This window comes from Sphaerimonospora cavernae (genome assembly GCF_042435035.1).
GTDB classification, from domain to species: domain Bacteria; phylum Actinomycetota; class Actinomycetes; order Streptosporangiales; family Streptosporangiaceae; genus Sphaerimonospora; species Sphaerimonospora cavernae.
The window spans coordinates 218,176-240,626 of the sequence record NZ_JBHMQT010000006.1 but is presented as its reverse complement, the minus strand read 5'-3'; the positions used below and the strand labels follow the sequence as shown (position 1 = coordinate 240,626).

The following is a 22,451-nucleotide window of genomic DNA, read 5'->3' as shown; positions in this document are numbered from 1 at the left end:
GCACCGGTCGGCATTCGTCAAACACTCCCGGCACCGCCGGAGACCACGTACGCCCATCCAGCCTACCCGTGATGCCGAAGGTAATCTCCGTCTCTCCAGCCGTCTTACCGGATGCACTCGAAATCGTACCCAGAATGTCCAGTGGGAGGAACCGCCGAAGCCACGTCCACAGTTGACGTCCACAGTTTCGGACAGGTTCCGGGTCCGGCGGGCGGGGAGCGAGCCGACACCGGCAGGCCGTCAACCTGGCATCCAGCACATCCGCACAACATCCGCACAGCGTTCATCCAGCCGTCGCCCAGCGTTCGTCCAGTGTCTGGCGGTCCGTCGGCATCGGGCCGGCCCGCCGTCATGTGGTGCTCGCACAATGCCTTCTTCGCAATCCCACCCGATGAAGGCGCTGGTCAGTCCCCGATCGGCCACTGTGCCGACGACGGCCGGCAGGTAAAGGGGGACCTGCGCACACCGACCGTCAGCCAGAGGCAGGGGATGCAGCGGAACGACAAATCACCCGGTGGTCTCGCAAAAGCTCGTGAACATCGACCGATGACCCGCCCAGCCCGCTTTCGCGATCTCACACAAACTCGCCTGTGACCCAGTTCACCTGCGACTTCGATTTACGCGATCTTGTGGTGGGAGACCGTCGGGGACCTTGGCCGCGACCAACGGCCTTGAATACCGGTTTCCGCAAGATCGCGGAGTCCGAGGCGCGCGGACGGGCAGGGCATCGACGCCTTTTCAAGATCGTAAGGAATGAAAACCCGACCGTCCAAGCGGTTCTTCAGTCTTCTTCCGGGAGATCGACAGGCGATGACCGAAGATCAGATTGTGACCGCCCCGAAAATCGGGTCGGCACGACAGAAGGCGAGGGCGCCGATGATTCGAGCGGTCCAAACGGGTCGCCATTCGGCGACCGGCGCCACCGCGTAGGGCAACCGGCGGTGAGCCGGCCTGGGTGACCATATGGATTCGGGGTCATGGTTTCGGGGTCATGGTTTCGGCGCCAGGGTTTCGGCACCATGGATTCGAGGCCGCAGCGGAGCAGACGGACCTTGCCGCACCTCTCAGGATCCACTCCGGTGCAAGCGACCTACATGCGTCGGCCAAGCATCCCACGGTTTAGACCCTCCTGTTACGGGTTTTCCGCGATGCAGGCACCTGGGCCGCTTCCTGTGACGAAGGTACGAAAAACGGGGCCGATGGTTCGCTCCATCGACCCCGTTTTATGGCACTACTTGACCTTGACCACCAAGGTGCCCGCCGCCTTGTCGTGCAGAGCCTGCTGCAGAGGCCTGTCCCAAAGCAGCCAGAGCACGTTCAGGAGGGCGAAGATGCCGAGCAGCCAACCGACAATGGGAATCCAACGCAGCAACTGCGGTCCGTACAGCACGCCGGCACGCTTGACCGCGACGTCCTGCGACAGGCCGGCCTCGTTGAGAGTGCCGCCGACCGGGACCACCTTGATGCCCATAGCGATCTTCCCGAACGTCTGCCCCCGCATCTTCAACATCAGGAACTCGTAAGCGATCATGATCACGCCGCTGACGATCCCGATGAGCATCGCGGCGAGGAAGGCACCGCTTGGTTCGATGCGCACGCCGGTACGGAGGTTGTAGCTGCCCTGGGTGACCACGATCGCCGTGATGACGGCCGAGATGATGAAGAACGGAATACCGACGATGACGCCGTCGATGAGCCTCGCCACCAGGCGCTGCCACCACTCCGCGAGCGGAGCCGGGGCGCCCGGCGGGATCGCGGCGCCGTACGGCTGACCGTAGGCCGGTTGCTGGCCGTATCCGGGCTGGCCGTACTGCTGCTGGCCATATCCCTGCTGCTGCCCGTACTGCTGCTGCCCATACTGTTGGTCGCCGTACTGCGACTGCCCGTACCCCGGCTGCTGGCCTTGGCCGTAGCCAGGGGACTGCTGGCTGTACTGCTGTTGGCCGTATCCGGGCTGCTGGCCATAGTCAGGGGCCTGCTGGCCATATTGCTGCTGACCGTATTGCTGCTGACCGTATTGCTGTTGGCCATGGCCCGGCTGGCCGTACGGCTGCTGCCCGGGCTGAGACTGTCCGTAGCCGGAGGCCTGCTGACCGTATTCGGGCTGCTGACCGTAGCCGGCGGCCTGCTGGCCATATTGCTGTTGGCCGTAGCCCTGCTGGCCGTACGGCTGCTGACCGTAGGCCTGCTGACCGTGCTGTTGGGGCCCGGTCTGCTGCCCGGGCTGCGGCTGACCGTAGCCCTGCTGGCCATAGCTCTGCTGGCCGTACGGCTGCTCGTGTCCCTGGGGCTGCTGCGAACCCGCCTGCTGGTCCGGGTTCAGATAGTTGACGACCGTGGCCTCGGGGTCGAATTCCTGCGCCCGCCTGTCCGCGTCGGCACCGCGGCCGGAAGGCGCTGGCGTACCATCCGAATCGCCCTGCGGATACGGTGGCTGTCCTGTGCTCACCGTGTCACCTCGTTTCAGATACGCATGCGCCCGCGTCTCAGGCTCCATGCTGATATCGCCCAAAGTAGCGACCGGCGTAACAACAGTCACCTTTACCCTGAGTTTGCTATAACGTCATCCACCTTAAGATTACCCAGGGTAGAGGTGCAACAGCATGCGGGTGTTACCGAGGGTGTTGGGCTTGACGTGCTCCAGATCCAGGAACTCCGCGACTCCCTCGTCGTACGAGGCGAGCAGCTCGGCGTAGACCTCGGGCGACACCGGCGTGCCCTGGATCGGCACGAACCCGTGCCGGCCGAAGAACTCCACCTCGAACGTGAGGCAGAAGACCCGGCGGACTCCCAGCTCGCGCGCGGTCCTGATGAGCGCCGCGACGATCCGGTGACCGACGCCCCGGCCCCGCGTCTCGGGGTCGACGGCGAGGGTGCGGATCTCGGCCAGGTCCTCCCAGAGCACGTGCAGGGCGCCACAGCCGATGACCCGTCCGTCGGACTCCGCGACCCAGAACTCCTGGATGTCCTCAAAGAGCGTGACCGTGCTCTTCTCCAGCAGGCGCGGCCCAGCTCCGGAGTACGCGTCGACGAGGCGACGGATCACGCGCACATCAGGTGTCCTGGCGCGGCGCACGACCAGGGCTGGTGGTCCGGACTCGGCTGACGTCTCCTCGGCGACCTGCTCCATGAGCCGTCAGCGTAGTCGCGCCCGCGACGCGCGGATTACGTGTCCTGCCATGGCACCGAGGGCGTGAACCTCCGCGACAGAAAGTCGTGGCGGAATTACGGAGCGTCGACCGCTCAGATCCTTGACGTCGTATCCGGATTTTCCCGGACTTCGACGTCCGCCATGGCCCCGAAGTGTGATCTTACTCGGCGAGTAAAGGCAGGTTGATAGGGACGCGTGCCATCCGAGACCGTGACACGACCGTGATCATTCAGTTGTGAAATCTAGACGAGATCGGGAGTTCTGGTTGAGCGGGAACCTCAGGGTGCACTATCGTCCAGCGACGATGCCGAATCTTCAACGCACCGGGTGTGGAGGGGAGCCGGGGACCCAACTGTACGAATCGGCAAGCGGTCCGGCTCGACGCCGACTGCTGCTCGATAACGGGGTGAATCCGAAAGGTAGGGCTACTCCGGCCCGAACCCGTCAGCTAACCCGGTAGGCGTCAAGCAGTGCCGTACGGACACGCCCGGCCAACGGCGGCCACAGGGAGCAGTCCTCGCGCGGCACCATCGAGGAGAGGAGCTTGGAACCGCATGCGTGGAGGACGGCCCGCGGGCAGGCACGCCCGCGCCAGAAAGGCCGGACCCGGGAACATCCGCCGGTTGGCCCTCGTGACGGTCGCGCTGATCACGATCACCTTCGGCGCCCCCGTGGGGGCCGCCACGGCCGAGCCGAAGCCGAGCCTCAAGAAGCTCGCAGCCGAGGTGGAGCGCCTCTACGAGGAGATCGAGAGCCTCACCGAGCAGTACAACGGTGAGCGTATCCGGCTCAAGGCCGCCCAGCGCTCCGCCGCCATCGCCCAGAAGAACCTCGCCAAGAGCGAGTCCGAGCTGGCCGTCCGCCGCCAGAAGGCGAGCGCGCTCGCGCAGAACTCCTACATGAACGGCGGCATCGGCTCACTCTTCCCCATGGTCGGCTCGACCGACCCCGAGACCTACCTCGACCAGGCCTCCACCACCTATGCCCTGCAGATGCAGCAGGGTCAGGAGGTCACCGAGGTCACCAACGTGATGAAGGCCGCCGAACGGGCCAAGGCCGGCGCCGCCGCCCGCCAGGCCGAGGTGAAGAAGCTGCTGAGCAGCCTCGAAACCCGCAAGGACAAGATCAGGACTCTGATCAAGAAGACCGAGAGCAGCCTCTACAGCCAGGTCGCGGGGAGCATCGGCGGCCGGGCGACCCGGATCTCGTTCCCCATCGTCGGCGACGGCAAGGCGTCCGAGGCGGCCCGCTGGGCGCTGACCCAGCAACTGAGGCCCTATGTCTGGGGCGCGGACGGGCCCACGTCGTACGACTGTTCAGGCCTCGTCATGGCGGCCTACCAGCGAGTCGGGATCAGCCTCCCGCACTACACCGGCGACCAGTGGACCGCCGGCACGCACATCGACCGCGAAGACATGCGCCCGGGCGACCTCGTGTTCTTCTACTCCGACCTCCATCACGTCGGCATCTACATCGGCGGCGGCTACATGGTCCACGCACCGCGCACCGGGGATGTCGTACGCGTCGCGAAGATCACCGGTCGGCCGTTCGCCGGAGCCGTACGGATCGCGGACTGAGCGCCCACGCGGGCCGTCCCGGGCTGAGCAGCCCCGACGGCTTCGACGCGGCCCCGGCAGGCTGACCATCACGACCCGATTCGCCGGGACATCGGCCGGGAACCGACAATGAATACCGGAGTGTGCTCCGCGCGCTCCGAATTCCCAGCCGTTTCGCTCTCGCGAGAGGAGCGACGATGACGACGGTCTTCGTACTGTGGGGCGGCGGCAGCGTGGGAGCGGCCCAGGTGGGCATGTTGCGCGCGCTGACGGCTCGCGGAGTGCGCGCCGACATGGTGGTGGGCGCCTCAGTGGGCGCGCTCAACGGCGCGTACTACGCGGCGCGCCCCGACGCCGAGGGAGTCGAGGATCTCGCACGCCTGTGGCTCTCGGTCAGCGGCCATGACGTGTACCCGCTCAGCAGCCGGGACGCGCTGCGCACCCTGGTGGACAGCCTTCCCTTCCACCCGTTGCGGGGCGCGCTGCAGGCGTTCGGCACGCTGAACTACACCTTCCCTTTCAACCCGCTGACGTTCGTCGGCGGACTGCTCGGCGGTCGCAACCACCTGTTCGACAACCACTCGCTGCGCCGGTTCCTGGAGCGCATCCTCCCGATCGAGGACCTGGAGGACGCCCGGCTCCCGCTGTCGGTGCTGACCACCGACGTCCTCAGCGGCCAGGCCGTCCTGCTCTCTCGCGGACCGGCGCTGCCCGCACTGCTGGCCAGCACCGCGATGCCCGCGATCTATCCCAACGTGCGGATCGGCGACCGGGTGCTGATGGACGGCGGCGTGGCCGACCGGACGGTCCTGGATCACGCCGTCAACGCGGGGGCCGACGAGGTCTATGTGCTCTCCGCCGGCTTCTCCTGCCCGCTGCCGGAGCCGCCGTCCACCGTGATCGCCATGGCCCTGCATGGCTTCAATCTGCTCAGCGAACTGCGGATCAGCGCCTCCATCAGACGCAACCAGGACCGCACGGCGATACACGTGCTCCCGCCGCTGTACCCGGTCGAGGTGCTGCCGATAGATTTCCGCCAGACGGCCGGGCTGATCGAGCGGGCCACCGAGTCGACCCTGCACTGGCTCGAGCGTCACGAACCGAAGCCGGGTCTGGCGCGGCCCCTCTACGACTCCGTGGCGGACGATGGCCCCTCGGCGCGCACCGCGCCTGTTCCCTCAAGGGATGCGCGCACGCCGCTGACGGCCGACTAGAGCGTGTTTCGGTCGATCAGATCAGCCGACGGCGGGCCGCCCACGCGACCGCCTCGATCGCGGTCTCCACGCCGATCCTGTCGCAGATGCCGCGCAGGCGCCGCCGTACGGTCCGACCGCTCACGTCGAGGCGGCGCCCCACCCGGTCAGCGCTGACGCCCTTGGCCAGCTCGGCGAGAAGCAGCAGATCGTCGTCGGTGAGATCGGCACGGTCAAGGTCCGGGGCGGGATCGTCATCCAGCGCTGACGAGCTGGAGACGACGTCGGGAAACCCCATCGTCTGTCCCTCCCCACGGCGACGAACGGCCGAACCCATCCTCCAGGGAAGGTAAACATCTCCCACCAGAGTCGTCAAGTGTCGGGGTGGGACTCCGCACTTCTCCGTAACACGGATCTCAGGAGGTGTTGCGGGCATAGACCAGGCGGAGTCCGATCAGCGTGAGCCACGGCTCGTGTACGTCGATCGTGCGGGCCTCCCCGACGATCAGCGGGGCACCGGTGCCGGTGGCCACCACCGTGACGTCGTCGGGATCGGCGGCCAACTCCGCCGTCATCCGGTCCACGATGCCGTCGACCAGCCCGGCGAAGCCGTAGATTATGCCGGACTGCACCGCCTCCACCGTGTTCTTCGCGATGACCGACCTGGGGCGGATCAACTCGACCTTGTGAAGCTGCGCACCGGCCTCGGCGAGCGCGTCCACCGAGATCTCCAGGCCGGGGGCCGTGACGGCGCCGACGTACTCTCCCCGGCCCGAGACCGCGTCGAACGACGTCGCCGTGCCGAAGTCCACGATCACGCACGGCCCGCCGTACAGGGTGGTGGCGGCGAGCGCGTTGACGATGCGGTCGCTGCCGACCTCCTTGGGGTTGTCCATCCGCACCGGGACGCCGGTGCGGACGCCCGGCTCGACGACCACGGTCGTGACATCCCCGAAGTAGCGCCGGGACATCTCTCGCATCTCGTTCAGCACCGACGGAACCGTCGAGCAGATCGCGATGCCGCCGATGTCGGCGTCCTTGAGGATCGGCGACTGCCCGAGCAGGCCCTGCAGCACGACCGCTATCTCGTCCGCCGTGCGGCGGGGATCGGTCGCGATCCGCCAGTGCTCGATCACCTCTTCACCCTCGAACAGGCCAAGCACCGTATGGGTGTTGCTGACGTCGATGGTGAGCAGCATTCCCCGATTATGCACTAGGCCGTGTCCCTTGGATCTTATGCCTGCTGCGGTCGCCTACGGCAAGATCCGCAGGGCACTCCTCATAAAGATCCAGACCGATGTCGAGAGCCGGTGCCGAATGGGTCAGCGCACCGACCGCCAGGTAGTCGACCCCGGTCTCGGCCACCGCCCGCGCCGTGTCCAGGGTGAGCCCGCCGCTCGACTCCAGCCGCGCCCGCCCGTTCACCAGGCGTACGGCCTCGGCGAGTTGCTCCACGGTGAAGTTGTCGAGCAGGATCTCGTCCGCCCCCTCGGCCAGAACGGGCTCGATCTGGTCGATCCGGTCGACCTCCACCTCGATCGGCAGGCCGGGGAAGGCCTGCCGTACGGCACGGAACGCGGCGGCGACCCCGCCGGCGGCCACGACGTGATTGTCCTTGATCAGCGCGGCGTCGTAGAGGCCCATGCGATGGTTGACCCCACCACCGCGGCGCACCGCGTACTTCTCCAGCGCGCGCAGCCCGGGCAGTGTCTTGCGGCTGTCACGGATGCGGGCCCCGGTGCCGTCCACCGCGTCCACCCAGCGCCGGGTGAGGGTTGCGACCCCCGACAGGTGGGTGAGGAAGTTCAGCGCGGTCCGCTCCAGCGTGAGCAGGCCGGCCACCGGACCGCGCACCGTCATGAGGACGTCGCCGGGAGCGACCCGATCGCCGTCGGCCACGTGCCGTTCGATCGTCACCGGCTCGGCGGCCCTGCGGAAGCCTGGGTCGGCGTGACGGAAGCCTGAGTCGGCACAGCGGAAGACGGCCTCGACGACCGGCAGACCGGCCACCACGCCCTCCTTGCGCGCGACCACGTCGGCCACCGCCGTCTGCCCGGCCGGGATGGTGGCGGCCGAGGTCACGTCCTGGCCGCCCGCGAGGTCCTCGGCGAGCGCGGTGCGCACGAGGCGGAGCAGCCCGTCCGGGTCGATGCCGAGCCCGGCGAGCTCGGCCCAGAGCGGGTCCTCCCGCTCCAGCTGTGCCTGCTGCTCCGGTCGCAGTGCTTGCTCCGGTTGCTCGGCGTGGGGCGCGTGCCGCATGGTCAGTCCTTTCGCTCCCAGGGCGATGTCGATGTGCGCCCGCCAACGGTCGTCGTCGCGGTCGGGGTGATCCTCACGCCAGTGCGAGCCACGGGTCTCCTCACGGCCCGCGGCGGCGGCCACCAGGGCGGACGCCACCGTCAGGAGATTGGTCGCCTCCCACGACTCGGTGCACGGCTCGACCGCGACGGGCGTCCACCTGGCGTCCCCGAGTGCGCGGGCCACCTCGGCGAGGCTGCCCGCACTGCGCAACACGCCGGCCCCGCGGCTCATGTGGCTCTGGATCCTGGCACGGGTACGCGGATCAACCAGCCCGTCGGGGCGGTCATCATGCTCGCCCGGCTCGGCCGGCTCGGCCGAATCCCGGCCGCCCGGGTCACGTGCCGCCAGGTCGCAGGCGATGCGCTCGGCGAAGACGAGCCCCTCCAGCAGGGAGTTGGAGGCGAGCCGGTTCGCGCCGTGTACGCCGGTGCAGGCGACCTCTCCGCAGGCGTACAGCCCGGGAACGCTGGTGCGGCCGGACAGGTCGGTCCGCACGCCGCCGCTCGCGTAGTGGGCCGCGGGCGCCACCGGGATCGGCTGTGTGACCGGATCGATTCCGTGCTCGCGGCAGACCGCCAGGATCGTGGGGAACCTGGCCCGCCACTTCTCCTCGCCGAAGTGGCGGGCGTCCAAATAGACGTGATCGACGCCGGTCTCGCGCATCTTCCTGGTGATGGCCTTGGCCACCACGTCACGTGGTGCGAGATCGGCCAGTTCGTGGACGCCGTGCATGAACCGATCGCCGGACGCGTCCACGAGCACCGCGCCCTCGCCCCTGACCGCCTCGGAGACGAGGGGCTGCTGGCCCGTCGAACCCTCGCCGAGCCACAGCACGGTCGGGTGGAACTGCACGAACTCCAGATCGCGTACCACAGCTCCGGCCCGGAGGGCGAGCGCGACGCCGTCGCCGGTGGAGACGGGCGGGTTCGTCGTCGCGGCGTAGATCTGGCCCATGCCGCCGCTGGCCAGGATCACGGCCCCGGTGCGCACCGCGCCCACGCCGTCCCTGGCGCCCTCACCCATGACGTGGAGGGTGACCCCCCGCGCGCGGCCGGCGGCGTCGAGCAGCACGTTGAGGGCGAGCGCGTGCTCGATCACCTCGATCCTGGGCTCGGCGAGCACGGCCTCGACCAGCGCGCGCTGCACCTCTGCTCCGGTCGCGTCGCCGCCCGCGTGAACGATGCGGTTGCGCCGGTGGCCACCCTCGCGGGTGAGCTGAAGCTGCCCGTCGACGCCCCGGTCGAAGCTGGCACCGTGGTCGATGAGCCGCTTGAGCGCGTCGGGGCCCTCCGTGACGAGGATCCGTACGGCGTCCTCGTCGCAGAGCCCGACGCCGGCGACGAGCGTGTCGTTCAGGTGCTCATCGGGGGTGTCCTCGGGGTCGAGGACCGCGGCGATGCCGCCCTGGGCCCAGCGGGTGGACCCGGCGGAGAGCACGTCCTTGGTGACGACGAGCACTCGCCCCGCGGGGGTCAGCTCGGTGTACCGCAGAGCCACGGTGAGGCCCGCGATCCCTGACCCGACGACCACGGCGTCGGCGTACACGCTCCATCCGGGAGCGGGGGCAGTGAGCTTCCTCGGAATCGCCACCATGCGGGGGTTCCCCTTTCGTCACTATGACGATAACGCCCCGGTCGTGGTGATGCGTCCCCGCCCCGCCCGTTTCGATCAGCCGTGCCCGATCAGCTGTGCCCGATCAGTCGGGAAGCCGTACGACCACGTTGTCGATCAGGCGGGTGGTGCCGACCCGGGCGGCCACCGCGAGCACGGCCTCACCTCGGTGGTCATCGCCGACCTCGGCGAACGTGGCGGGATCGGCCAGCACCAGATAGTCGAGCACGAGGGGCGGCCGCGCCCGGGTCGCCCCATCCGGCACGGCACGGTCCTGTACGGCACGGTCCTGTACGGCACGGTCCAGTACGGCACGGGCCGCGCGGAGGATCTCCTTCGGCGTGCCGCACCGTGCGCCCTCCTGGAGCGCACGCGACAGGGCGAGGGCGGTGGTCCGGTCCTCGGGGGAGAGATAGCGGTTGCGACTGGACAGTGCGAGGCCGTCGGGCTCGCGCAGGGTCGGCCCGGCGACGACGGAGACGGGCACATCGAGGTCGGCGACCATGCGGCGGATGAGCGCGAGCTGCTGGGCGTCCTTCTGCCCGAAGACCGCCACGTCCGGCCTGACCAGGTTGAACAGCTTGAGCACGACGGTCAGCATGCCGTCGAAGTGGCCCGGCCGGTGGGCGCCCTCGACGATCGTGCCCATGTGGCCGGACGACACCCCGACCTGGCGGTCCGGGAGGTAGAGGTCGCCGGCCGCCGGTGCGAAGACCACCGAGACGTTCTCCTCCGCGCATGCCGCCAGGTCCGCCTCGAATGTCCGGGGATACCGGGAAAAATCCTCACCTGGGGCGAACTGGAGGGGATTGACGAACACACTCACCACCACGTGATCGGCGTGCTCGTGCGCCAGCCGGATCAGCGACCGATGGCCCTCGTGCAGCGCCCCCATTGTGGGGACCAGGGCGACCCTGCCCGCACCGCGGCCCTCGGTTCGGCCTCCGGTTCGGCCCTCACCGTGGCCGCCGGCGAGTGCCTCCAGCGCCTTGGCGAGTTCCGTCCGGTCGCCCGCCACGGTCAGGTCCATATGTTTCCTCCCAGCGCGTCCAGGAGGCGCTCGGCCGCCTCGGGCTTCAGCAGCCCGGCGGCCAGCGCCCGGTCCGCGGTGAGCCTAGCGAGGGCCACATAGGCGTCAGCGGCCTCGGGGGCGGCCAGGATGAGCGCGTCGACGTGCTTGCGGACCGTGCCGGCGTCGCCACGCACCACCGGCCCGGTCAGCCCGCCGATGCCCAGGCGCAGCACGTTGTCCAGCGCGGCGCCGAGCAGCGGGCCGAGCATCCTCCCCGGATGCTCGACGCCGATCTTCGAGAGCAGTTCCTGCGACTCCGCGATCAGCGTGATCATGTGGTTCGCGGCACCGGCCAGGGCGGCGTGATAGAGGGCACGATCCTGCTCCGCGATCCAGACGGGCTCACCGCCCATCTCGATCACGAGCGCCTCGGCCACCGGACGCAGCATCAGCGGTGCGGTCACCCCGAAGGAGCACCCGTTGAGCTTGGTGAGATCGTCATCGCGGCCGGTGAACGTCATCACCGGATGCAGTGCCAGCGGCACCGCGCCCATCTCGGCCGCCGGGTCCAGCACGGCCAGGCCGTACGCGCCGCTGGCGTGGACGAGCAGCTTGCCGCGCAGGTCCGCACCGGTGGCGGCGAGGCCGGCGACCAGCTCTGGGAGCACGTCGTCCGGCACGGTCAGCAGTACGAGCTCGGCCTGCCGGATCACCTCCTCGGGCCTGCTCAACCCCACGCCGAGCCGGTCCGCCGCCTGCCGCCGGGACATGTCGGAAACTCCGCTCGCGGCCACCACCCGGTGTCCGGCGAGCCGGAGCGCGGCGCCCAGCACCGAACCCACCCGTCCCGCGCCGAGCACTCCCACGGCAAGCCGCGCAGGGCGGTCGCTAGTGTCCATGAGGCCTCCCCACGGCTCAGGGTAGCGTCGCCGGGCGGGCCTGCCCGGCCCTGCCCTATGGTTAGATTTTGTCCCACTTCCCCCTGCGGCATGTTGAGCCACGAGTACGAAGGTGATTACTTTTCGCCATCTTCGGCGCGCTGGGTAACGTGAGGCGTGTGTGGTTGACCTGGCGCGCGGCCACGCGGCGCGCGCTCTACGGTGACGAGGGCTTCTATCTGAGGGAACGGCCCGGTCGGCATTTCCGGACCTCCGTGCACGTGTCCGCGGCCTTCGCCGGGGCCCTGCTCCGTCTGATCGACCGGGTCGACGCGGACCTCGGCCGTCCCGACGTGCTCGATCTCGTCGACGTCGGCAGCGGTGACGGCCTGCTGCCCGCCCGCATCCTGGCGTCCGCGCCTCCGAGTCTGGCCGAGCGACTGCGGATCACCGCCGTCGACCTCTCCTCGCGACCCGCGGACCTGGACGCACGGATCTCCTGGGCCGATGCCGTACCCGACCGCATCGAAGGGCTGGCCGTCGCCAACGAGTGGCTGGACAACGTCCCGGTGGACATCGTCGAGCAGACCCCGTCGGGCCCGCGCCTCGTGCTGGTCGATCCCGAGACCGGCGCCGAACGCCTCGGCCCGCCTCCGGCCCCCGAGGATCTCGCCTGGCTGGAACGCTGGTGGCCGCTGAACGATCTGGACGATGTCGACGGGCTGCGTGCGGAGATCGGCCGCCCACGCGACGAGGCCTGGGCCTCGGTGATCGTACGGCTCGGGCGCGGTACGGCCGTCGCCGTCGACTACGCCCACCACGCCGGCGCCCGTCCCCCCCTCGGCAGCATCACGGCCTACCGGGACGGCTCGGTGGTGCCGGCCGTACCGGACGGGTCGTGCGACATCACCGCGCACGTCGCGCTGGACGCGTGCGCGGCGGCGGGTGAGCGGGCCGGCGCCACTGCCACGACGCTGACCACCCAGCGGGCCGCGCTGCGCGATCTCGGGGTCACCGGTGCCCGACCGCCGATCGAGCTCGCCTCCGCCGATCCGCTCGGCTACGTACGGGCGCTCGGCCGGGCGGCCGAGGAGGCCGAGCTGATCGACCGCACGGGCCTCGGCCGCTTCGGCTGGCTGAGCCAGATCAAACGGTGACCTTGAGCGACTCCAGACCACGGATGATGTAGTTGGGCTTCCAGGCGGGCTCCTCGGCGAGCGCCAGCCCGGGAGCCAGCCGCAGGAGGGCACCGAACGACTCCGCCATCTCGATCCGCGCGAGCGGCGCGCCGAGACAGAAGTGAATGCCGGCTCCGAACGAGATGTGCGGATTGTCGACCCGGCCGATGTCGAGGCGATCGGGGTCGGCGAAGACCTCCGGGTCCCGGTTGGCCGAGCCGAACAGCAGCGCCACCTCGACCCCGCGAGGGATCGTCACCCCGCCGACCTCGATGTCCTCCAGCACCCACCGCTCGAACATCTGCGCCGGGGTGTCCCAGCGCAGCAACTCCTCGACGGCGGTCGGCATCAGACCGGGGTCGGCACGCAGGCGCTCCAGTTCACCCGGGTTACGGAACAGCGCCCACCACCCGCTGCCGGTCGCGTTGACCGTCGCCTCGTGCCCGGCGTTGAGCAGCAGCACACAGGTGCCGACCAGCTCGTCCTCGGTGAGCCGGTCCCCGTCGTCCACGACCTGGGCCAGCGCGGAGATCATGTCGTCGCCCGGCCGGTCCCGGCGTATCCGGGCGAGGTCACGCAGGTATTCGGCGAACTCCTGGGCCGCCCGCACCGCCGTGTGCTGTGCCTCCAGCGAGGGGCTGAGCTCGTACATCCCGCAGATGTCCGCCGACCACGGCCGCAGCAGGTGCCGGTCGGCCTCCGGCACACCGAGCATCTCGGCGATCACGGTCACCGGCAGCGGTTCGGCCACCTCGGCCAGCAGGTCGCCGCCGCCTCGCTCGACCAGTCCCTCGGTCAACTCCATCGCGATCTTCCGTACGCGGGGGCGGAGCGACTCGACCATCCGAGGGGTGAAGGCCTTGGACACCAGGCGGCGCAGCCGGGTGTGGACCGGCGGCTCGACATCCAGCATCCCGGCGCGGATGACCCGCCAGAACGGCTCCTGGAACTCCGGCTCGGGCTGCCTGCCGAACTCCTCATGGGTGGCCATGTGGAGATAGGACCGGCCCAGCCGCCGGTCGCGCAGCAGTGCGTTCACGTCGGCATGGCGGGCGATCAGCCACTGTCCGGTCGGCTCGAAGAAGCCGACGGGGTCGTTCTCGCGCAGGTGACGATAGGCGTCGTACGGGTGAGCGATGAACTCGGGATTCCAGGGATCAAACTTCACAATGCACACCATACGCATCCAACCGGGCACCTCCTATCCCTGGACCATCAACGTATCCACGTCTCTCTCACGCGCAAGATCACGAAGAACGAAAGCGCAGGTGGGAGGTCATCCCTGCGAGCTTCTACAAGATCACGCAGTGAAGACGGCCAGGTCGGAGGCCCACCCTGCGAGTATTCGCAAGATCACGGCGGGGGGGGTGGGGGGTGGGCTGGGCTGGGGGGGAGGAGGGGGGCTTGGTGGCGATAGGTGACGGTGGGTTATAGTGCGGATCAGGTCATGAGTGTCAGCGCCAAGCCCCGGCTCGCTGGCCGGCAACCCTCGCGTCCGCGGCGGGGTGCCCCGGGTGAGGACCGGGTTCGGCACGAGGTGTGCCGGACAAGCGCGGGCTCCGCCGTACGACGCCGTGGTCGGGGTCCTCGACTCCAAGGAGGCCTGGCGTTGTCCGCTGTTCTCAGCATCCTCACCCCCACTGCCGGTGACCACACTGCCGGTGATTGCGCCGCCGTCTCCGTTTCCGCCGGCTCCCGTGAGATCCCGGCCGTGCTGGGCGCCGACCTGCGGGTGCCCGTCAAGGGCGGCAGGCTCGTGCCGTACGCCAATCTGGACTACGCGGCCAGCGCGCCCTGTCTCGAGCCGGTGAGCGCCGCCGTCGCCGCCGCGCTCCCGGCCTACTCGAGCGTCCACCGGGGGGCCGGGTACGCCTCGCAGCTCACGACGGCGCGGTACGAGCAGGCCAGGCACAGCGTGCGGGCCTTCGTCGGCGCCCGGCCCGACGACGCGCTGATCTTCACGCGCAACACGACCGACGCGATGAACCTGCTGGCCCGCTGCCTGCCCGAGGGCACCACGGTCGTGGTGTTCGACTCCGAGCACCACGCCTCCCTGCTGCCCTGGTCGCGTGCCGTACGGCTCGCGCCGCCGGCGTTTCCCGGCGAGGCGGTCCGGGCGGCCGACGAGGCGCTCGCGTCGATCGAGGGTCCGGCGCTGCTGGTCGTCACCGCCGCCTCCAACGTCACCGGCGAACTGTGGCCCATCGCGGGCCTGGCCCACATCGCCCACCGGTACGGCGCCCGCATCGCCGTCGACGCCGCCCAGCTCGTCCCGCACCGGCGGCTCAACCTGACCGCGCTCGACCTCGACTACGTCGCGTTCTCCGGGCACAAGCTCTACGCCCCGTTCGGGGCCGGGGCGCTGATCGGCCGGCCGGACTGGCTCGCGCGGGCCGAGCCGTACCTGCGGGGCGGGGGCGCGGTGCGCACCGTCGGCGACGCCCCCGAGGTTCTCGAGTGGAGCGACGACCCCGAGGCCAGGCACGAGGCGGGCACCCCAAACGTGCTGGGCGCGGTCGCGCTGGCCGCCGCCTGCGACGCGCTGAACGCCACCGGCTGGAAGCGGCTCATCCGGGAGGAGAAGCGGCTGCTCGCCCGCCTGCGCGCCGGACTCGCCACGATCGAGGGCGTACGTGAGCTGTCGCTGTGGGGCCCCGACCACCCGCGTGTCGGCATCGTGTCGTTCACCGTGACCGGCCGGGACGCCCGCGAGGTCGCGGAGACGCTGGCGGCCGAGCACGGCATCGGCGTCAGGGACGGCAAGTTCTGCGCCCACCCGTTCGTCCGGCATCTCCTCTCGGCCTCGGGCGATACCGCCGGGAAAGGCGGTGCGGACGGCGGATGCGCAGACGGCGCGACCGGGGCGATCCGGGCGTCGATCGGCATCGGCTCCACAGCGGAGCACGTCGACCGCCTCATCGAGGCCCTACGGGAGATCGCCGCTCGCTGAGCCGGCCCTGCTCCGGCGAACACCGCCCGACGATGAGTTGTCGGCCGCCCCTTATAGGTTGGAGCGATGCCGAAGCCCCGTGGACAGCACCGTGAACACGCCTACCCGGAGCCTCGTGAACTGGCCGCGCTGCCGTACGCGAGGTACCTCGAGCCGTTCAGCGGTCGGCTGACCCAGAGTGGTGACTACGACACGGTCCTGTTCGACGGGCAGGAGTTCGAGGAGGAGGACGCCCGCGACGCCCGTTTCATGGAGTCGGCGTTCACGTCGGTGACGTTCACCGGCGGGCGCTACCGGCGCGCCCGGTTCAGCGACGTGTGGCTGAACACCGTGCGGTGGGTGGGCGGCGACCTCACCGAGACCTCCTTGGCGGACGCCGAGATCATCGCGAGCGTGCTCGCCGGTACGGCGATGCCGGACTGCCGGATGCGTGGCGTGGTGTTCCACCGGTGCAAACTCGACTCGGTCAACCTCCGCGTCGCGGCGTTGCGTGAGGTGTCGTTCGTGGACTGCACGCTGCGCGACGTGGACTTCGCCGGTGCCACGCTGAACGGCGTCACCTTCCCCGGCTCCAGCCTGGAAAGGGTGCGGTTCGACAAGGCGCGGATGACCGAGGTCGATCTGCGCGGCGCCACCGCGCTGGGCATCGCGGACGGGTACGACGCCATGCGCGGCGCGACCATCAGCGGCCTCCAACTGATGGAGCTCGCCCCGGCGTTCGCCCACCTCCTGGGCGTCACCGTGAGCGACGACTGAGAAGCGGCGCGCCCACCGTTCTCACGTCTCTGGAGGGGACACCGCCCGTTGATCCCGATGAGCGGGACAACGGGCATGTGACGCCGCTCACGGGCCCTAGCCTGCGCGTTCAACCGGCCGCACATCTGAGGCATCCACAGCGAACACCCCAAGGAGCCCGGTGACTCGCAAGCTTCTGCTCCGCTTGGGCGAGCTGGTCGTCGTGCTCGCCCTGGTCAGCTTCGGAGTCTTCCTCCTCGTCTCTCTGATCCCCGGCGATCCCGCCGTCGCCATCCTCGGCGAGGGGCACCCACCGGAGGACTACGCCGCGCTCCGTACCGAACTCGGCCTCGACCAGCCGATCCTCAGCCGCTACCTGGATTGGCTGGGAGGAGCGCTCACCGGCGATCTGGGTCACTCCATAGTGCCGCCGAGGTCGGCCGTGATCGACCGGGTGCTCGCGGCCCTTCCCGTCAGCGCCGAACTCGCGATCCTGGGACTGCTGCTGGCGATGGCGTTGGCCATCCCGCTGGCCATGTGGTCCGCGGCGCGCGAGGGCGGCCTCGTCGACCGGGCCATCGGCGCCTCGACGTTCGCCGTCCTGTCCGTCCCGTCCTTCCTGTCCGGTCTCCTGCTCATCATGGTGCTGGTCAACGGCCTCGGGTGGTTCCCCCGAGGCCAGTGGGTCAGGATCTCGGAAAGCATCACCGGCAACCTGCACCACGCCCTGCTCCCGGCGGTCGTCATCGCGCTGTCGGAGGCGGCGGTGTTCACCCGCATCCTCCGCGGCGACCTCGTCGTCACCCTGCGCGAAGACTTCGTGCTCGCCGCGCGGGCGAGGGGCATGCCGCGGTGGCGTGTCCTCGTCGGCGACGCACTGCGGCCGTCGTCGTTCTCGTTGCTCACGCTGCTCGGCCTGAGCTTCGGCAGCCTCATCGGCAGCACCGTCATCGTCGAAAACCTGTTCGCCCTTCCGGGCATGGGGTCACTCGTGGTCAACGCGGCCAACCAGGGCGACTTCCCCATGGTGCAGGGGGCCACCTTGCTCATCGCCGCGGCGTACGTGCTCGTCAACATCGGTATCGACCTCGCCTACGGATTCCTTGACCCGAGGACGCGTCGTGTTCATGCCTAGGGAGACCACCACCATGATCCCCCGGCGCCGGCTGATCAGCCTCGGGGCCGGGCTGACGGCCGTCGGCGTATTCCTGCTCGCCCTCGGGCTTGTCGCCCCGCTCATCGTGGCCGTCCGCGTGCTCCTGGCGCTCGCGGGGGTGGTGACTGCCTTCTCCGGTGTGTCACGGCTGGTCTGGGGACTACGGCGGCAGCGGGTGGACCTCCTGCCCTGGGTCTGCCTGGCCTGGCTGTCCGTACTGATCGTCGCCGCGGTGCTGGCGCCGGCCCTTCCGCTGAAAGAGCACCGGGACGTGGCCGCCACGCTCCTGGAGCCGGTCTACCTGGAGCCGTTGCGCTACTACGACCATCCGTTGGGCACCAACGGCGCCGGTCTCGACATGCTCGCCCGGTGCCTGTACGGCGCCCGCACCTCACTGGCCGTGTCCCTGCTCGCGGTCACCATCGGCACGGTTCTCGGAGGCGCGATCGGAGTGATCGCGGGCTACTACCGACGGGGGGTGGAAAGCGTCATCGGTGTGCTCACGAACGCGCTTCTGGCCGTACCCCCGCTGATCCTGCTCATCGCGCTGTCCACCCTGCTGGAACCCAGCATCCGGAACATGGTGCTGGTCCTGTCGCTGCTCACCGTGCCGAGCATGATCCGCCTCGCCCGTGCCAACACCATTTCCTTCCGGCAACGCGAGTTCGTGTTCGCGGCGGAGGCCATGGGAGCCGGTCGCCTACGGATCATGGCCAGAGAACTGGTGCCGAACGTGTTGCCGCCGCTGCTGTCGATGGCGGTCGTGGTCATCTCGGGTCTCATCGTCGCGGAGGCGTCGCTGAGCTTCCTCGGCCTCGGCGTCCGGCCGCCCGAGCCCACCTGGGGGAACATGATCGCCGAAGCGCAGGGCGGGGTCCTCCAGAAGCACCCGTCCATGGTGCTGGTGCCCGGAGCCTTCCTGTTCCTGACCGTCTTCGCGTTCAACGTACTCGGCGAGAAGGCGCAGAAGCGCTGGAACCCCAGGAGCGCCGCCTCGTGACCCCGGAGCCGCCCATGTCCCCGGAGCCGCCCGTGACCGTGGAGCCGCCCGTGACCGTGGGGTCGACCGCCACGCCGCTTCTCGAAGTGGACGACCTGCGCACCACCTTTCACACCCCGCGGGGCGCGGTACGCGCCGTCGACGGTGTCTCGTTGCGACTGTCCGCGGGCGAGACGATCGGGATCGTCGGCGAGTCCGGTTCGGGCAAGTCCGTGCTGGGCCGCACCATCATGGGGTTGATCTCCGCCGGCCCGGCCACCGAGGTCCGGGGAACGGTGCGGATAGGTGGCCGCGACGTCCACGCGCTCGCTCCCGGCGAGCGCCGACGGCTCTGGGGGCCCGAGGTCGCCATGGTGTTCCAGGACCCGATGACGTCGTTGAACCCGACGAAGCGGATCGGCACCCATCTCACCGAAACCCTCCGTCTGCACCTCGGGCTCCGTCGCGGAGCGGCCACCGACCGCGCGATCGAGCTACTCGTACAGGTGGGCATCCCGGAGCCTCGCCGCCGGGTGAGACAGTTCCCGCACGAACTCTCGGGCGGCATGCGCCAACGAGTGGTGATCGCCCTGGCGCTGGCCTGCTCCCCGAAGCTGCTGATCGCGGACGAACCGACGACGGCGCTCGACGTCACGGTGCAGAAGCAGATCCTCGACCTGCTGGGCACGCTGGCGGAGCGCCTGGAAATGGCGACGATTCTGATCAGCCACGACCTCGGCGTGATCGCGGGTCGCACGGACCGGGTGGCGGTGATGTACGCGGGACGGATCGCCGAGACCGCCGCCACGGCCACCGTGTTCGAGCATCCGCTCCACCCCTACACCGACGCGCTCATCGGCTCGATCCCGCGGCTGTCGAACGAACCGCACGCCGAGTTGCGGGTGATCGACGGCAACCCGCCCGACATGTCGGCGCCGCCGCCCGGCTGCCGCTTCGCGCCTCGATGCGTTCACGCGTTTGAGCGCTGCCGCGAGGAGGCTCCGCCGCCGCACGAGCCGCTGGCGTACGACGCGCGCCACAGCGTGGCCTGCCACGCGCCTCTGCTACCCACGCCGAAGGCCGACTCGAGGGACGCCGGCCCGAGGGACGCCGACTCGAGGGACGCCGGCTCGATGAACAGGGGAGACGACTGATGGCAGGCAGCGGCACCGTACATATGCGGGAGTCTGAGCAGCCGGTCCTGTCGGTCCGGGACCTGGTGGTGGAGTTCCCCGTCGGGCGGCGGCAGAAGGTGCACGCCGTCTCCGGGCTGAACCTCGACCTGCTCGCGGGGGAGACGTTGGGCATCCTCGGTGAGTCCGGCTGCGGTAAGTCCAGCGCCGGACGCGCCTTCATGCAGATGCCCCCGCCGACCTCGGGATCCGTACTGCTGCACGGTTCGGAACTCACCCGCCTCAGGTCCCGCGAGCTCCGACGGGCCCGGGCCAAGATGCAAATGATCATGCAGGACCCGGTCTCCTCGTTGAATCCGCGGCGCAGAGTCAGGGACCTGGTCGCCGAAGGGCTTTCCATCTGGGGGCACGAGGGCGAAGATGAGGACCGGCTGATCCGGGAGGCGCTGCACGCGGTCGGTCTGGAACCCGAGGTGGTGTGGAACCGTCGGCCGCATGAGCTGTCCGGCGGGCAGTGCCAGCGGGTCTGCATCGCGCGGGCCCTGATGCTGAAGCCGTCCGTGCTGATCTGCGATGAGCCGGTCGCCAGCCTCGACGTCTCGGTGCAGGCGCAGATCCTGAATCTGCTGGAGCGAAGCAAACGCAGCCACCTGCTCAGCCTGGTGTTCATCGCCCATGACGTCGCCGTGGTCAAGAACATCAGCGACCGGGTGATGGTGCTCTATCTCGGCAAGACCTGCGAGGTCCTGCCGTCGGCGCACCTCGACACCCGCGCCGTCCACCCCTACACCCGGCTCCTCCTCGCCTCGGTGCCCGAGATGTCCGAAATATCCGAGGCGACCGAGAGCGGATCGCGGCAGACGCAGCCCGCCACAGAGCTACCCTCGCCGCTCGACCCGCCCTCGGGTTGCCGGTTCCGCACGCGATGTCCGCTGGCCACCGATCGGTGCGCCGCCGAGGAACCGGTGCTTCGCGGACTCGGCCCCGGCCACTTCGTCGCCTGTCACCACGTCGACGCGGCACACGTCCCCACGGCCTGAAAGAGCCCGGTACGGCCAGGCGGCACGCCACCGAACGAAAGGAACGCCATGTTGGAAGGCTCTGCTGATTCACCGCGCGATGCCGTCGCCCTCGCGGCCGCCATCCGCTCCGGTGAGATCAGCGCGAGGGAGGCCGTCGAGGACGCCATCGCCCGCATCGAGAAGCACAACCCGGCACTCAACGCGGTCGTGGGCTTCCGGTTTGAGGAAGCACTCGATGAGGTCAGGGCGGGCCTGCCCGAGGGTCCGCTGACCGGCGTGCCCGTTCTCATCAAGAACCTCGGCGCCGATGTCGCCGGACTGCCGAGCACCAGCGGCAGCCGGTTGTTCGCGGACTACGTGCCCGAGCACGACAGCGAACTCGTCCGCCGCTACCGTCAGGCCGGAATGGTCGTGCTCGGCACCACCAACACCCCCGAGCTCGGCCTGAACGCGAGCACCGAGCCCGCCCTGTTCGGCCCGACCCACAATCCCCACCGGCGAGGCTTCTCACCCGGCGGGTCGAGTGGAGGTTCCGCTGCGGCCGTGGCCGGGGGCATGGTGCCGGTCGCGCACGCCAGCGACGGCGGCGGGTCGATCCGCATCCCGGCGGCCATGTGCGGCCTGTTCGGGCTGAAACCGAGCCGCGGCCGCGTCACCAGCTTCCCCGACCCCGGGACTCTCGCCGGTCCCGTGTCGGTGAACCACGCGCTCACCACCACCGTGCGCGACAGCGCGCTGCTGCTCGACATCGCGGCCGGGCCGATGAAGGGTGAGGCATTCTCGGCACCGGCTCCGCGCACCAGCTTCCTCGACGCCACCAGGCGGGATCCTGGCAGGCTGCGCATCGGCATGGCCGTCAAGCAGACCAACGGCCCGGAAACGGACGCCGAGTGTGTCACGGCGGTCGAGCGCGTCGCGGCGCTCTGCGAGCGACTCGGCCACGAGGTGACCGAGACCGACTGCGGATTCGACTACGCCGAAGCCGCGATAACCTCGGCGACGGCCATGGGCACCGAACTCGTGGTGGCGATCGACGACTGGCTGGCCTTCCTGGGACGCGAACTGCGCGACGACGACCTCGAGCCGTTCACTCATTTCCTGCTGGAGCAGTACCGGCGGCTCAGCGGCACCGACGTGACCCGGGCCATGCGCGGGGTCCAGGAGATCGGCTGGAAGCTCGGCACGAAATTCGACACCTTCGACGTCCTGCTCACCCCGACCCTCGCGCGACCGACGCCCGAGCACGGCGTGTTGGACACCGGCCGTGCCGAGACGATGTACGAGTCCGCCCCGCTGTTCTCCTGCTGGACCAGCCCGTTCAACGTCACCGGCATGCCGGCCATGTCCCTTCCGCTCGCCGCCGACCGGCGGGGCATGCCACTGGGGGTGCAGTTCGCCGCGGACCTGGGAGGCGAGGAGCTGCTTCTCTCACTGGCCGCCCAACTGGAGCAGGCGTCGCCGTGGCGTCGCCTGGCACCCGGCTACGAGGCAGCCGGCTACCAGGCATCCGGTTACGCGAAGTAACGACTGGATCGCTCGGTTGACGGCGAAGACCGCCATCCCCACCCGGATGGCGGTCCTCGCGGTCCGCGCGGT

The 22,451-nt window shown here is 69.6% G+C and carries 18 protein-coding genes and 2 riboswitches; of the genes, 10 read left to right on the top strand and 8 right to left on the bottom strand.

Going from position 1 to position 22,451, the window contains the following annotated elements; all coding sequences use genetic code 11:
• Positions 1–1,231 precede the first annotated feature (1,231 nt).
• Both ACFHYQ_RS05670 and ACFHYQ_RS05665 read right to left on the bottom strand, forming a co-directional pair.
• Positions 1,232–2,449 carry an RDD family protein gene (locus ACFHYQ_RS05670; protein WP_394300005.1) on the bottom strand — a complete coding sequence of 406 codons (1,218 nt, stop codon included), beginning with the start codon at positions 2,447–2,449 and terminating at the stop codon, positions 1,232–1,234.
• A 129-nt stretch (positions 2,450–2,578) separates the two neighbouring features.
• Positions 2,579–3,130 carry an amino-acid N-acetyltransferase gene (locus tag ACFHYQ_RS05665; protein WP_394300004.1) on the bottom strand — a complete coding sequence of 184 codons (552 nt, stop codon included), beginning with the start codon at positions 3,128–3,130 and terminating at the stop codon, positions 2,579–2,581.
• Positions 3,131–3,446: 316 nt separating this feature from the next.
• A riboswitch (cyclic di-AMP (ydaO/yuaA leader) is annotated at positions 3,447–3,629 on the top strand.
• Between the two features lie 76 nt (positions 3,630–3,705).
• Here ACFHYQ_RS05665 and ACFHYQ_RS05660 point away from each other — a divergent pair.
• A complete protein-coding gene (locus tag ACFHYQ_RS05660) occupies positions 3,706–4,728 on the top strand; it encodes a C40 family peptidase (RefSeq protein WP_394300003.1) in 1,023 nt (340 codons plus the stop codon).
• A 176-nt stretch (positions 4,729–4,904) separates the two neighbouring features.
• On the top strand, positions 4,905–5,921 hold the full coding sequence (locus ACFHYQ_RS05655) for a patatin-like phospholipase family protein (protein WP_394300002.1): 1,017 nt from the start codon (positions 4,905–4,907) through the stop codon (positions 5,919–5,921).
• 16 nt (positions 5,922–5,937) lie between these two features.
• Here the strand turns inward: ACFHYQ_RS05655 and ACFHYQ_RS05650 are convergent, their stop codons facing one another.
• The 5 genes from ACFHYQ_RS05650 to ACFHYQ_RS05630 all read right to left on the bottom strand — a co-directional run bounded on the left by ACFHYQ_RS05650 (position 5,938) and on the right by ACFHYQ_RS05630 (position 11,723).
• Positions 5,938–6,198: a helix-turn-helix domain-containing protein gene (locus ACFHYQ_RS05650; RefSeq protein WP_394300001.1), complete on the bottom strand. Its 261-nt coding sequence runs from the start codon at positions 6,196–6,198 to the stop codon at positions 5,938–5,940.
• Positions 6,199–6,316: 118 nt separating this feature from the next.
• Positions 6,317–7,099 (bottom strand): type III pantothenate kinase, encoded by a 783-nt coding sequence (locus tag ACFHYQ_RS05645; RefSeq protein WP_394300000.1) that lies wholly within the window; start codon positions 7,097–7,099, stop codon positions 6,317–6,319.
• Positions 7,100–7,106: 7 nt separating this feature from the next.
• Positions 7,107–9,794, bottom strand: a complete 2,688-nt coding sequence (locus ACFHYQ_RS05640) for an L-aspartate oxidase (protein ID WP_394299999.1) — start codon at positions 9,792–9,794, stop codon at positions 7,107–7,109.
• A 103-nt stretch (positions 9,795–9,897) separates the two neighbouring features.
• On the bottom strand, positions 9,898–10,842 hold the full coding sequence (gene panC, locus ACFHYQ_RS05635; protein ID WP_394299998.1) for a pantoate--beta-alanine ligase: 945 nt from the start codon (positions 10,840–10,842) through the stop codon (positions 9,898–9,900).
• Positions 10,833–11,723, bottom strand: a complete 891-nt coding sequence (locus ACFHYQ_RS05630) for a Rossmann-like and DUF2520 domain-containing protein (protein WP_394299997.1) — start codon at positions 11,721–11,723, stop codon at positions 10,833–10,835. The genes panC and ACFHYQ_RS05630 overlap by 10 nt, the downstream gene beginning before the upstream one ends.
• A 158-nt stretch (positions 11,724–11,881) precedes the next feature.
• Here ACFHYQ_RS05630 and ACFHYQ_RS05625 point away from each other — a divergent pair, with 158 nt between their 5' ends.
• Positions 11,882–12,859 carry an SAM-dependent methyltransferase gene (locus ACFHYQ_RS05625; protein WP_394299996.1) on the top strand — a complete coding sequence of 326 codons (978 nt, stop codon included), beginning with the start codon at positions 11,882–11,884 and terminating at the stop codon, positions 12,857–12,859.
• Here ACFHYQ_RS05625 and ACFHYQ_RS05620 read toward each other — a convergent pair.
• Entirely contained in the window at positions 12,849–14,048 is a 1,200-nt protein-coding gene (locus ACFHYQ_RS05620) for a cytochrome P450 (RefSeq protein ID WP_394299995.1), read from the bottom strand. The two genes, ACFHYQ_RS05625 and ACFHYQ_RS05620, sit on opposite strands and share 11 nt — an antisense overlap.
• 275 nt (positions 14,049–14,323) lie before the next feature.
• Positions 14,324–14,439, top strand: a riboswitch (SAM riboswitch).
• A 50-nt stretch (positions 14,440–14,489) separates the two neighbouring features.
• Here ACFHYQ_RS05620 and ACFHYQ_RS05615 point away from each other — a divergent pair.
• The 7 genes from ACFHYQ_RS05615 (at position 14,490) to ACFHYQ_RS05585 (ending at position 22,379) form a co-directional block, all read left to right on the top strand.
• Positions 14,490–15,830: an aminotransferase class V-fold PLP-dependent enzyme gene (locus ACFHYQ_RS05615; protein ID WP_394299994.1), complete on the top strand. Its 1,341-nt coding sequence runs from the start codon at positions 14,490–14,492 to the stop codon at positions 15,828–15,830.
• Between the two features lie 66 nt (positions 15,831–15,896).
• Complete coding sequence (locus ACFHYQ_RS05610; RefSeq protein ID WP_394299993.1) at positions 15,897–16,586, top strand: pentapeptide repeat-containing protein; 690 nt, start codon at positions 15,897–15,899, stop codon at positions 16,584–16,586.
• A gap of 160 nt (positions 16,587–16,746) precedes the next feature.
• Entirely contained in the window at positions 16,747–17,700 is a 954-nt protein-coding gene (locus tag ACFHYQ_RS05605) for an ABC transporter permease (protein ID WP_394299992.1), read from the top strand.
• Positions 17,693–18,721, top strand: coding sequence for an ABC transporter permease (locus ACFHYQ_RS05600; RefSeq protein WP_394299991.1), 1,029 nt, complete (start codon positions 17,693–17,695; stop codon positions 18,719–18,721). Before ACFHYQ_RS05605 ends, ACFHYQ_RS05600 begins: the two co-directional genes overlap by 8 nt.
• Positions 18,718–19,854 (top strand): ABC transporter ATP-binding protein, encoded by a 1,137-nt coding sequence (locus ACFHYQ_RS05595; RefSeq protein WP_394299990.1) that lies wholly within the window; start codon positions 18,718–18,720, stop codon positions 19,852–19,854. Before ACFHYQ_RS05600 ends, ACFHYQ_RS05595 begins: the two co-directional genes overlap by 4 nt.
• Entirely contained in the window at positions 19,854–20,873 is a 1,020-nt protein-coding gene (locus ACFHYQ_RS05590; protein WP_394299989.1) for an oligopeptide/dipeptide ABC transporter ATP-binding protein, read from the top strand. The genes ACFHYQ_RS05595 and ACFHYQ_RS05590 overlap by 1 nt, the downstream gene beginning before the upstream one ends.
• Before the next feature lie 48 nt (positions 20,874–20,921).
• Complete coding sequence (locus ACFHYQ_RS05585) at positions 20,922–22,379, top strand: amidase (protein ID WP_394299988.1); 1,458 nt, start codon at positions 20,922–20,924, stop codon at positions 22,377–22,379.
• The last annotated feature ends 72 nt before the right edge of the window (positions 22,380–22,451 follow it).

What these genes read in the sequence shown, in the direction of transcription:
- ACFHYQ_RS05665 (WP_394300004.1), bottom strand. Translation starts at nt 3,130, where the DNA reads ATGGAGCAGGTCGCCGAGGAGACGTCAGCCGAGTCCGGACCACCAGCC.
- ACFHYQ_RS05590 (WP_394299989.1), top strand. Translation starts at nt 19,854, where the DNA reads ATGGCAGGCAGCGGCACCGTACATATGCGGGAGTCTGAGCAGCCGGTC.
- ACFHYQ_RS05585 (WP_394299988.1), top strand. Translation starts at nt 20,922, where the DNA reads ATGTTGGAAGGCTCTGCTGATTCACCGCGCGATGCCGTCGCCCTCGCG.
- ACFHYQ_RS05645 (WP_394300000.1), bottom strand. Translation starts at nt 7,099, where the DNA reads ATGCTGCTCACCATCGACGTCAGCAACACCCATACGGTGCTTGGCCTG.
- ACFHYQ_RS05650 (WP_394300001.1), bottom strand. Translation starts at nt 6,198, where the DNA reads ATGGGGTTTCCCGACGTCGTCTCCAGCTCGTCAGCGCTGGATGACGAT.
- ACFHYQ_RS05655 (WP_394300002.1), top strand. Translation starts at nt 4,905, where the DNA reads ATGACGACGGTCTTCGTACTGTGGGGCGGCGGCAGCGTGGGAGCGGCC.
- ACFHYQ_RS05610 (WP_394299993.1), top strand. Translation starts at nt 15,897, where the DNA reads ATGCCGAAGCCCCGTGGACAGCACCGTGAACACGCCTACCCGGAGCCT.
- ACFHYQ_RS05660 (WP_394300003.1), top strand. Translation starts at nt 3,706, where the DNA reads ATGCGTGGAGGACGGCCCGCGGGCAGGCACGCCCGCGCCAGAAAGGCC.
- ACFHYQ_RS05630 (WP_394299997.1), bottom strand. Translation starts at nt 11,723, where the DNA reads ATGGACACTAGCGACCGCCCTGCGCGGCTTGCCGTGGGAGTGCTCGGC.
- panC (WP_394299998.1), bottom strand. Translation starts at nt 10,842, where the DNA reads ATGGACCTGACCGTGGCGGGCGACCGGACGGAACTCGCCAAGGCGCTG.
- ACFHYQ_RS05600 (WP_394299991.1), top strand. Translation starts at nt 17,693, where the DNA reads ATGCCTAGGGAGACCACCACCATGATCCCCCGGCGCCGGCTGATCAGC.
- ACFHYQ_RS05640 (WP_394299999.1), bottom strand. Translation starts at nt 9,794, where the DNA reads ATGGTGGCGATTCCGAGGAAGCTCACTGCCCCCGCTCCCGGATGGAGC.